The following is an 11,845-nucleotide window of genomic DNA, read 5'->3' as shown; positions in this document are numbered from 1 at the left end:
CATCATTAAGCATCTGGCCGAGATGGCAAAGACACCAAAAGTTGCCCCTTCCGGCAACCCTTCGTTTCTTGACCCAAAGCCCGATTGGTTGTACACTCAGTACTATCTAATTGAGGCAGATCCAAGTAGATGATCTGGTCGGTGAGCTTGGTGAGAAACTCTTTGACTGCTGTTCGATATGATGCTAGACCATGGCGACCAAGCGAATATTTTGGCCGTGTGGCCAGTTCGGAGTAGGGAGATTTTAGCTCAATCAACACGTTTTTTCCGTTGACGAGCCGGTTCGAGGTTACGTTCTCGACAATTTCCCGTTTCAGCGGCGTCGGCGCGGATTTGTAGCTTAAATAAGCGCTTCCCGCCAGTTCGAGGAAAAGTTGGAGCTTAGCTGGCCCGCCGTCCTGTGATCCGTCTTCCAATTCGTGTATTCGTGTATCAATATCGAGGCGTTCCGCAAGGAGCGCTTCTTTGCGTTCATCGAAAAGCGTCTTGTCGAATCCACCCTCGGAAAAGACGTCCATCAGTCGAGCGAGTTTCTCCGTGAGCGCCACACGCTGCATGTGCAGAGTTTGGACGTGCGCCTCGCGATGGCTGAGCCAGTCTTGTTTCATCTCGCGGGCGATGGCAAGGAGTGCACGCAACTCTTGACGGGAAAACCGTAAAGGCAACAGGGCTGCTTCGAGCCTTGATTCCACCTGTTCTTCGCGGGCGCAATGCGTGGGGCAGTTTTTGGTGTGACAGCGATAGTAGGCGTGTCCTTTCTGGCGTTCGCCGATCAAACGATGGCCGCAACTTGCGCAGACCAGGAGACGGCGGAACAAGAACTCGTGGCGTTTGGCTTTCTTCACCGCTTTGCCGTGAAGAATGTCTTGCACGCGGTCAAAGAGCGCCTTGGAAATCAGCGGCTCGTGGACACCGGTAAAGGTCTCACCGGTTTTCTTGATACGAATCAGCCCCAAATAGAATGGGTTGTTGAGTAGTGTGGACATGCCGTTTCGTGAAACCTTCTTTCCCTTCCTTGTTCGCAAACCCCGTTGATACATTTCTTCAACCAGCGTATCCAAGTTGTACTGACCCGTGGCGTACCGTTCAAAGGCGGCACGCACTAAAGGCCCCATCACCGGATGGGGTGTTTTTGGCTGGCCGCCGCCGTTGTCCACGTAGCCGATAGGGGCCTTCATCGGATAGAGTCCCTGCCGTAGCCGCCCCTGGAAGCCCTTGCGGACCTCTTCTTTCAAGTTTCGGATGTAGTCCGCAGCCACGACCGCCTGAATGTCTGCGGATAGGCGGCCTCCCCTGGACTGCATGTCCAGGCTCTCGCTGACAAACCGCACGTCAACGCCGTCGTCCAGAAGTTCGCCGAGGTTGGCCCAGTCGCGTAAATTCCGCGCGGAGCGATCAATCTTGTGAATGACCAAGCCATCAGCTTTGCGTTGTTTCAGGAGTTTCAGCATACGGCTGAATTGGGGCCGTCCACTCTTGGCGGCGGTTTCCCGTTCCTCAAACCACTCGGTAATTTCGATACCGTGAATCTTGCCGTACCGCAGGATGGCTTCGCGCTGTTCTTGAAGGGAAACACCGCGCTCGCCCTGGCGCACGGTGGATACGCGAACATACCCATAGAATCTTTTCATATGTTTTTTGGCTTAATTGAGATCAAATTCCCACGGATCAGATCGTAGATCGGGATGGGCTTTCTGTAAAGCCTCATACTGTGTATAAGCGTCAGGATTGTGCTCCAGGTGATCCATCAGCCGGAGGATGATGGACGCGTATTCAATGAGCGTCTGTTGTACTTCCAACAATCGCTCATCGGAGAAATCGGGGTATGCCTCACGGATTCGCAGAGCGATTTCGGCATTTTGTGTTGGCGGCGTCTTCATACTTCCATCATGCAAAAAATGGGTGTTGTGAGGGAGGTAGTCACACATGCCGGGCAAGGCAACTCGAAACGAATAGTGTCGAGGCCTGCGCTCGTAAACACCGACTTGCCGCCTCCGGCAACTTTGTATGCCTTCTGCGGGGATTGGCTTCATCGTAAAATTGAAGCAGTAACTATTAAACGCGTACGCCTTGTGATACCAGACCGTTTGCCGAACTACCTGCGGGGCGCGCGCAAGGCGCTTGGGTTGTCGCAAAAGGAACTGGCGTTTCTGCTTGGAGCCGAGACGGCGAGCAACGTCACGCGGTACGAGCATTTTCGCCGCACGCCGACACTTCCTACCGCCCTGGCGCTTGAAGCCATTCTCGATATGCCGGTCCGTGAATTGTTTGCGGGCCTGTTCGCGGAGGCTGAGGGCGCATCCGCAGCTCAAGCCAAGAAGCTGCTCATATTCATGGAGGGTCTACAAAGTAATCGCCATTCACCGGTGAAACGGGCCTTCCTGGATAGTCTCGCAGGGAAGGCCCCGATGAATTCTAACTCAATCTATGATCCACACCGGTAACCACTTCACTCGCATCCTTGCAATTGATCTATGCAACCGGGGGGTTGGCTTTGTCGTACTCGAAAGACCTCATCGTCTCATCGACTGGGGCGTCAAACGAGTGCGCCCAGGAGACAAGCCCGACGACCCGGAACTGGCACACGTGAGGACGCTGATTCGCCTCCACGCCCCGCATGCCCTCGTCGCCGAAGACATGGACGCTCCGGGCTGTCGCCGGCGCGGTCGAGCCGTCCGGCTGACCCGCGCCGTCTGCAAACTGGCGAAGACACTCGACATCAACGTACATACGGTGTCGGCCACTGCTGTCAAAACAGCGTTTGCCCAGGACGGCGCGAATACGAAGGTCCAGATCGCAGCCGCGGTGACACTCCGCTTTCCGGCGCTCATGCGGCACCTGCCACCGTTGCGCAAGCCCTGGATGAGCGAGGACTATCGGTTCAGCATCTTTGACGCCGCCGCGTTCATGATAACGCACGTGCATGGCGGCAACTCCATTGATTTTCCCTTTGATTCATAACCCACATCACTATGCCCAAGACAACCCACCGGATTCTGGCCCTCGACCCCGGTACCAGAAAGACCGGCTACGCGCTGCTTCAAGACGGCAAGCTCCTTTACCACGGCGTTAAGGTCTTCGCCAAAGATCGTCCACCTAGGGAAAACCTCCGCGAAGCCCGTGAGGCCGTGCTCGGACTGATCACGACGCTCAAGCCCAACGTGCTGGCCGTCGAGCGGGCGGTGTTTTCCAAACGTACCCCGCGCACGGTGTTGCTCAACCTGTACTACCGGCAGATCCTCTATCTCGGCCGCCGGGCGAATCTGAAGATCCTGGCCTACGCGCCAAGCACTGTGAAAAAGTCCGTTACCGGATACGGCTGGGCCACCAAGCAGCAGGTCGCCCAGATGGTCGTGTACCGCTACCCCGAACTCAAGGCGTACCTATTACGCGACCGGGGCTGGAAGAGTCTTCATCACTCCAACATGTTCGACGCGGTCGCGGTCGGACTGTTGGCGCTCAAAGACCAATAACCATATCACCTCGTTCGATCCGTTCGGTTCCTGCGTAGCGGTGACGCCTGGCCCGCGTCATTGATACGGAGGGACCGATGGTGTGTCCCCCAAAAAACCGCAACGTAGGACACGGAAAGGATCAAACCATGACGCACCTTACCCAAGCACACGAACAGCTCTTTCGACGCAATCCTGACGAGCGTTTCAACACGCTGTCGCAACTCTGGGAGCACTGTCACCAGGAGAAGCAGGAATCGCTGACCCGGTGGTACGCGCCCGTGGACGTGCGCACCGAACCCGAGAACGGTCACCTGACATTGGTGGCCAACGACGAACCCTTCGAGATGACGGACTGGAGCTTCTCGCAACTGTGCAAGCTCGCCAACGTCAGCAAGGACACGGTCAACCAGTTGACCGGACGTACCGCCAGCCTCGTGTTCGAGGAAACCCTGCCGCGCGGCACCAAGCCCTTGCAGGTCTTCACCCTGGACCATCAGGTCCGGTCCGTCCATGGCGTCAGCTACACCCGGCTCTTCAACGCCGACGTGCTGGCGCTCGCTCTGGAATTCACGACGGATTTTGAGGGCGCGCAGGAAGCGATGGGTGGCGGTACGGGCCTGTACTGCGGCGAGCAGGACATGTTCGCCTTCCTCATCGACCCGACCGGCTGGGCGGAAATTGACGGCCAGTCGTTCGCACCGGGATTCTTTCTCTGGAATTCCGAAGTCGGACGGCGCACCGTGGGCGTGCAGACGTTTTGGTTTCAGGCAGTCTGCCAGAACCATATTGTCTGGGATGCCGTGGAAGTCGTGGACTTCACGCGCAAACACACCACCAACGTCCACGAGGCCCTCGACAACATCCGGCGCATCCTGCACGACCTGACCAAGAAACGTGACGAACGACGTGACAGTTTCGTCAAAGTCATCCGCAACGCCATGCGCGAACGCTTCGGGACCGAAGATGAGGACGCCCTGAAACTCTTGGGGCAGTATGGCATCAACCGCAGCCTGGCGGAAGAGGCCATTCGGGTCGCCAAGTCCCAGGGCGCGTTCACCATCTTTGCGGTGGTCGATGCGCTCACGCGCCTGTCGCAGCGCATCGAATTCGCCGGTGACCGGACGCAGGCTGACATGCGGGCGTCGCAAATTCTGGCGCTGGCCGTCTGACCGGGGGCCGCGTAATGGGTGACGCCAGTGACATGAGTGACCTTGAACGGTTCATGCGTTCGCCGGAAGGCACTGCACATTTGGAGGGAATCCGTACTTCGCTAGTCGGACGTAGGATTGTCGGCGTCGATTATTCAAACGACATCCACACCATTGGAATCGTGTTGAACCTTGATGACGGCACGACGTTCGACTGTCACCGTCCGGAACTGGACGTGGACGCGCTCCGCGAGGAGTTCCCGGAAGTCCTGGAACGGGAATACTACGTGGACTTCCCCGAGCGCCGATAATAGGATCGCAATCGGCGAACAGACCCCATCCGTATCAAAACCTGATTACAATGGGGTCTTTTAATTTTTGCCTCATTATCGAGCCTGAGTTCAGCCTCTATGGCCCATCTCCATAAACGAAAGTTTCACTCGAAACGCCGACGCTGATCGCCGGGATGTCAGTCGTATCTACTCCCTGGACATAAGAAATGTGTACATCCAGCAATCGCAAGGATTGACCTTCTTGAAACTCGTGATAATCGTCCAGGGGAAATCGAACTGTGACTAGTGCTTCTCGCTCAAGACTCGATGACTCCTCCACAATCGCCGTCCAAGAAGTAAGTGCTGATCTACTTGTCAGGCGCAGTTGAATGTCGTGTCGTACCTGGTCCGGAGCATGAGTGGTAGGGAACCAGTCTCGCAATGCCTCCCAGTACTCGCCACACAGGTGCCGCACCTCGCACCACTTGCAGGCGTCTTCATCAGGTCTCGCCCTCGGAGGTCGCCGGACACATTCACTTTGCGCACTTTCCGTACGCGAACGCAATTCAGCCTCCAGCAACGCAAGTTCCGAATCCGTCGGGACCGGAACCTCGACGCTTCGCGTCGGGTATGAGATAAGAAGTCTGCTTACCACTCGCTGATGCGGGTTACGTTTCTTGTCCCTCATCCACAGCAGTGCGTACGTTCGTATCTGGAATTCATGTTCACTCTTTATTTCCCCCGTCTTGAAATCAGTGATTTCCGCGGATGACTCTGACAGGACAAGTAAATCCACGACTCCCCGCCAACGCAACTCTGGTGTCTCAAGTGTCACTTCCATGTGCGCGCCAATGGGGAGTGCGCCGTGTTCTCGATTGCCACCAGGAAGACTCTGGTATGGCTTCGGTCTGCCTGACACTGGACTCAGTTGCGAAACAAATGTCTGCACTTGAAATCGCAGCTCTGGAAGCTTCGCAATCAACTGTTGTCGAATACGGTCTATGTGTGTGACCGTCCGGGGATTTTGGTTAAATGGCTTGAGGGCGACATCGATTTGGCTTTGAACTAAACGGGTGTATCCACCAATTTCTCTTAATACTTGCGTGATTCCGGTCTCCGTTCTCGTCACGGAGTTTTTCTGGACTAGGTGCTTTATCAAAACCTCCACGGTAGAATGAACGATTGTTCCCTCGATTGCCGCTAGGTGCAGCTTTTGGGGATATCCTTTGCCATCCCACAAGCCAGGGTAGCTTGCGTTTGATAGCGCCCACCGTCGCGGACACTGCTCCAACCTTAGCAAGGCCGAAAAGGAATTCCATGCTGCTGGGTCGGGCCAGTGTGACGGTTCAACAATTCTCCACATGTTGTCTGGCACATTGCGCCCTGGCATCAGACGATCCGTGAGAGTACGAAGTGCGTGGCTTGCGGCAAATTTCGGCGCACTAGGATTTCATCAACTGTCAGTACCGGCAAGACTGATGAATACTCCTTGAGATCTCGCAGCACATCGTCGTGAGGGTCATCTGGCGTAAGTGGGCTGTGAAGCCCGACGGCAAACGCCGTGCCATCGCTACGAGTCACATATATTGGGACGGCAACGTGGGAACCATCCTCAAGAGTGACTTGATGCCAACGACTCACGCTAATACCGCCTATGGCTTGACGCGAGAGGTCCTCATACAACAGGTCGGTAGAGGCATTTAAGCGTCCCACATCTGACATCGAGTAGGTGCCCGTCAGGAGATAGCGCAGCAAGCTGGCACCAAGCTGGCGGTCAAGCAACTCATGCTCAAGTTTGTTCTTGTAACTGCGCAGACAGCGGTAACATGACCGGTCACAGACCTCCGGACAGAACTCAAGTATCTGAAGTGCGTCGTTGAAGACTTGAAGTCCCACCTCGCCCACTCGCCGCACGAACCCGGCTCCGCCTGGAAGCGTATCGTACATGTAGATCTCGGCTTCAAATCCAAGCCTACCAGCTTCCGTCAACGCCGGACGGTACTCGGCCTGTAATTCCTGTGCCTCTAGTCCTAGCCGTTGACAAGCAGCTTTTGAAAGAGCTTCGCTGATAGTTCGCAGTGCCACGTCAGTTGCGAGCACTCCAGCCGAAAGCGATATCGGGTCAGCGACCCGTAGCGAAATCAGCAGTACATCCGTGATGAAGTCAGTTCCCAGGACTATACCGCTGCTTGCGCGACCGCCAGGGCAAGTTGGTACGCGGTCATCTGGATACGGCTTACGGTGCGCAGCGCCGACAGTGCCTGACGCCGAGGCAGTAGGTTCGATTCGCCCACATCGCGTGCAATAGGTGTACCCATCCTGTCGCGGCCCTCGGTTCGTCACCAGCAGGTGCTGGCGCATGTGGTGGACACGCAACCGGTCATTGAGCGTGGTCCAACGATCCGGCTCTGCGGGCGTGGGGGCTGTAAGTTTCGCGCGCGTTGCATAGCTTCGCGCGGGCTGGTCATCAGGTGTCGTACCCTCTTCACGTTCCACCGGGTGGGCGAATCCGGGCGGACGCAACCAAGGTCGCGCTGGTCCCAGCGTTGCTGACCGACCACAGGCAGGACAATCGAGTGATTCCCCGCGCGAGCCGTCATTGAGTTCTCGTGTACATGCGTAGCGGCAGAATGTGCACTCATAGTAGAGACGACGGCGCGCCCAGGCATCGTACATTTCGGATCGGACGGGCGAGTATATCGCCCCACTTGTCCAGAGCTTACTCGCTATCCATACTTCCTTGCCGGGAGAATACTGGGAGAGCGCCACGGGAAGGCCCTGTGAGGGGGTAAACGTATACACGTGCCTGAAGCGCGTCGATTGCTCATTATTGAAGACATAAAAAGTTGCAACATCAGTCGGAAACGCATAACGCGGCAGTACGCCTTTGTACAGCAAGCGATCAAGGAGGTTTTCAGAACCGGGATCTCTGCCGGTCTGTTCTTCGCCAGTTTCCTCCGGCACTTCTAGCTGTTCTTCGCCATTCGACTCAGCTGGCTCGCGCTCCGTACCCTCAGCACCGTCGCGTTCGCTATCGGTGCCATCGGTGGAATCGATGCCAATAGCGCCATCAATATCTGAGAGTGTGCGGGAGATTAAATTGGACAGAAGAGACTCGCGATCGGATGCTTCAAGCTCGCGCGGCAGCCACCCCGCAATCTCTGACTGGAGGGCGGACTCCTGAATGCGCATCCAAGAAGCGAAATCATCTCGATTAAGTAGTGTATCCTTTCGCTTGAAGTCAGATACCGAACCGAGCACTGCGAACAGGTGTGGCTGATCGGCGGGTCTGATGTTGGGCAGCTTATGTTGATGGTAGCGCTGCAAGAGGTAGGCGGTGACGTGGCGGTGAGTAATCTCCGCGTTGTTCAGCGTCAGCGTCGGATCTTGGACTTCTCCGCGAATCATCTCATCGGGATGACTGAAGTAGTGCTCGTCATGGCTGTCAGCGCTACCAAACGCCGTGACAGTAGCAACCGCATTACCTCGCCGACCGGCACGACCGGCACGTTGCTGATAGTTTGCGCGCGCTGGGGGCATGTTCCTGAGAGATACTCCCGACAACGTCCCGATGTCGATACCGACCTCCATCGTTGTGGTGCACGACAAGACATCAATTGCCGGGCGTTCCTGCCCCTTATCGTCACGACCCAGTTCCACATCCTGAAAAAGGAGTTCATGTTCCTCGGCCTTTGAAAACACTTCATCTGACTGAGCCGCGCCTAGTTGGGCGGTATGTTCGGCAGCAATGAGTGCTAGCGGCGGATCAGGAGGTTCGCGCAACGATTCCATGGTGCTTGACCGGTAATACCCTTTACGCGCGCCAAATACCGGATCGGTAGCGGGATCGATTTGGCGCGCGTTTTGTGTCTGGCAATTTACGCATCGATCAGTTCCCGGAAACGGGCGTTGTGTCGTCCGGCACAGTTGGCAGTATGACCACTCCCCACCGGTAAGCAAACTCAACTCAATGCCCTTCAGACGATACTTATTCTGTGCAATAGGTTCCGTAAAACGGTGCAGGAGAGCTTCCAGCCAATCGCGGTTAAACAGTTTCCGGGCATCTTTGGTGTCAAGCCAATTCTCTATTGTTGCGAATTTGCCGGAGTGCGGTTTCACTTCATTCATCCACCAGGATGATGGCATCCGGCTGAGCCAGAACCCGGATCGATGCCAGCTTCGTAACCACAAACGCGCCAGCGCTAGTTTCTGCTCTGGGGTCGTCGCCACTTCTGGGATGTCGGGCAGATCGGAGATTGCTTCACGGTGCGAGGCGCGTTCAACAATCGATGCAAGCGCGAATGATTCCAAGCTGTAGTATCGGTGGGTAAGGCATGATGCCATACCCCGAAGCAAAAACTGCGGTGGAGTTTCACCGCGCATTTCCATTAACAGTTCAAGCATGCGATTATCATCGAACAACGCGCCGGCACCTAGTCTTTCCTCGATTTTATCTCGCGCATGAAAACTCTCACCGCCCTTAAGTTCGGGTCTGAGTCTCACGCCCAGAAGTTCGGCAGCAATGAGTGCCGCTAGGTAAAGATCTTCAAGCGAAAGGAATGTAGCGAGACTGGCCGACCGCTGCAAGCGATCAAAGCCAACCACGATCAGCGGCCGTAAGACATCCCTTGTCGAATAGGTTTGAAGATTTGGGGCGAGGCGTGCAGCCGTCTGACGAGAATCGGAAAAGATTAAGACTTTTCGTCCGCGATGGGGGGCGAGGCGCGTTGGAGGCGTAGCGTTTGGCGGCTGTACCTGAATCTGTTTACTAATGAGTGCCTGAAATGGCTCATCGCCTTTGGTCTGATGGTCTTGTACAGAGGACCGACCATACGCCGCAGATTCACCGCATACCGCACAAGGTACAAACTCACCCCGTTGCGCGGTGTGGCCGGTGTCCACATCACCATCTCCTGCTGAAATACGTTCCCCCCGTAAGAACACTCGACGAGATCGGGTTCCCAAAGCTCCTGGGTTTAGCCGTCCAGTGATCAGGTCGTAATCGGCTGGCTCGATGTCATTGCGCACTGGCGCATCGAGAAGCATGTCCAGAGGTTCTAGTTCACCAAACATACCGGTGTGGGTGCGAAACTCGCCACCGGGCTCCGCCCATAGGAAATCAGGTTCAAGAATATTGTTAGTGTATGCGCGGGCATATGCCGCTCCGCAATTGCGGCAGGTGTAGAGTTCGAGCACCCGAGATCCACAAGTGCAGATATCACGCGGCTGGCTGTAGAGCCTGCCACAAGGGCCATCGCGGCGGTGTTCCGGCAACGCGCTACATCCGGGGTCCATGCAGACCCAGAGTCCCGCTAGACCTCGAAAGAAACCGTGAACACGGCAAGGCAACAAACCCGGTGTGTTGGATGTCTTTCGTGCAAGACTTCCCATAGCCACCAGAGCCGTAACTGCCCTGTTTGCCGCTTCCGGCTCAGCGTCGGGAAAAATCTTGCCGTGCAACTCGGAAACGGGTTCAGCTGCCTTCATGGTTAGGTTAATGAGTTCCCCCATTGGCGGGAACTCATTCAAGGCACTATGGAGCGTGGAGGGAAGGTCACTTTTGGGATTGACGGCTCGGTAGTCAAGCAGGGACTGAACCGCCGCCACGCGCGATTCATCAGTTTCACCGGAATAGAAGCTATCGAGATCCAAATCAGCGAGCACGGCGGCATCGCGAGAACTTCCCTTTCCAGCCGCTTCACTGAGAGCGAGTTCACCCTCGATTGTTTCGAATTCGCGGCGGTCTTTACCAGTCAATTGAGCACCGAATTGCGACGCATAAGCAGGGTCACAGAAGCTGGCGCTAGTACAAATGACCTGCAGTCGATCCTGCGGGATATTGAGTCGCGCCCGCAACCGACGGATCAAGAGCGCGACCTCAGCGCCAGCTGCGCCGCGGTAGAGATGGGCTTCATCCAGAACCAACAGAAGACGCTCGTGGGGATTCTGTTCTAGCCAGTCTCGGGTATGGTCAAAGATGGGTCGTTCTATTGGCCGCATGAGCATGTACTCAAGCATTGAATAGTTCGTGACAAGTATGTCTGGCGGAGTTTCTTGAACCTCGTGACGCGTCAGAAGTTCTGGATCGTTGGCAAGCGTCACACAACGCTTAAACTCTCCAGTTTTGGTATCCTGCCAACGCATACCCTTGCGTCCATACCAAGCCAGTAGGTCCGGCTTTGCTGGCCATTTACCACGAGTCTTGAGTTGGTCCACGATACGTTTGGCGGCTCGTTGCTCCTCGGAATCTGGCCCCTGTGCAAGTTCTAAATATCGTACATAAAAGTCACCGATGGCTTTCAGCCGCAACTGATCCTTATCAACAGTCCTGACACCCGGATAAAGCGTTCGACTTGTGTAGCGAGCGAAGCGCGCCGGTCGGCCCGACCAGTCAACAAACTGGTCCACGATGCGATCATCTCCGAACAGAACGCGTAGTCGCCCAAGTTGATCGTTTACCAAAGCGTTCATGGGATAAAGGACAAGCGCGCGGGTTGCCGCCATGCTGCCAAAAGCCCGACCCTGTTCATGAGCTTCTTGCGCCAATTTCCCAAGAATCGGAAGAAGAAAACACTCCGTCTTACCGGAACCCGTACCTGTTGTTATAACCAGACTCCGGTTTTCCAGCAAGGATTTCTGAATGGCTTTGGCCTGGTGGTGATAGGGCGGATTGTGGATCAAGATCGGTCCGTCTGAAGCGGTTGCCAACGAGCTGAATACATCGAGAACAGGAGTTGGCAGGCCAAGATTCTCAAACGGCTCGCCAATCCTGTACCGTGGTGTACTCTCAATATACGGACGTTGAGAGATTACGCCTGGTTGCTGAAGTAACTGCCGTCTCTGTTCGACCAGCGATGGGTGGCCAATGTGATACGTGGCTTCGATATAATCGCGCAGGGCCGCGTGAAGTTGCTCAACTGTTTCCCCAATCGTCAGTGCCACGGTTCAACTCCTGTCTTGGAATGTTAGG

General features: G+C 55.7%; 7 protein-coding genes. 4 read left to right on the top strand and 3 right to left on the bottom strand.

Annotated features, from left to right (window positions below):
- Window positions 1-5: 5 nt before the first annotated feature.
- Window positions 6-1,631: a recombinase family protein gene (locus KF886_10205; protein MBX3177723.1), complete on the bottom strand. Its 1,626-nt coding sequence runs from the start codon at window positions 1,629-1,631 to the stop codon at window positions 6-8.
- A gap of 108 nt (window positions 1,632-1,739) precedes the next feature.
- Here KF886_10205 and KF886_10200 point away from each other — a divergent pair, with 108 nt between their 5' ends.
- From KF886_10200 to KF886_10185, 4 genes are all read left to right on the top strand, one after another.
- A complete protein-coding gene (locus KF886_10200) occupies window positions 1,740-2,444 on the top strand; it encodes a helix-turn-helix transcriptional regulator (protein ID MBX3177722.1) in 705 nt (234 codons plus the stop codon).
- Window positions 2,445-2,586: 142 nt separating this feature from the next.
- A complete protein-coding gene (locus KF886_10195; GenBank protein ID MBX3177721.1) occupies window positions 2,587-2,961 on the top strand; it encodes a hypothetical protein in 375 nt (124 codons plus the stop codon).
- Window positions 2,962-2,972: 11 nt separating this feature from the next.
- Window positions 2,973-3,473, top strand: coding sequence for a crossover junction endodeoxyribonuclease RuvC (locus KF886_10190; protein MBX3177720.1), 501 nt, complete (start codon window positions 2,973-2,975; stop codon window positions 3,471-3,473).
- Window positions 3,474-3,601: 128 nt separating this feature from the next.
- Window positions 3,602-4,624, top strand: a complete 1,023-nt coding sequence (locus KF886_10185; GenBank protein ID MBX3177719.1) for a DUF932 domain-containing protein — start codon at window positions 3,602-3,604, stop codon at window positions 4,622-4,624.
- A gap of 387 nt (window positions 4,625-5,011) precedes the next feature.
- On the opposite strand, the gene KF886_10180 is transcribed toward KF886_10185, so the two are convergent.
- A complete protein-coding gene (locus KF886_10180; protein ID MBX3177718.1) occupies window positions 5,012-6,265 on the bottom strand; it encodes a PD-(D/E)XK nuclease family protein in 1,254 nt (417 codons plus the stop codon).
- On the bottom strand, window positions 6,265-11,817 hold the full coding sequence (locus tag KF886_10175) for a DEAD/DEAH box helicase (GenBank protein MBX3177717.1): 5,553 nt from the start codon (window positions 11,815-11,817) through the stop codon (window positions 6,265-6,267). Before KF886_10175 ends, KF886_10180 begins: the two co-directional genes overlap by 1 nt.
- Window positions 11,818-11,845: the final 28 nt, after the last annotated feature.

The sequence above is a fragment of the Candidatus Hydrogenedentota bacterium genome, from assembly GCA_019637335.1.
Classification (GTDB): domain Bacteria; phylum Hydrogenedentota; class Hydrogenedentia; order Hydrogenedentales; family JAEUWI01; genus JAEUWI01.
Note: the sequence above shows the minus strand (reverse complement) of the source record. Positions and strands in the feature narration are given on the sequence as shown.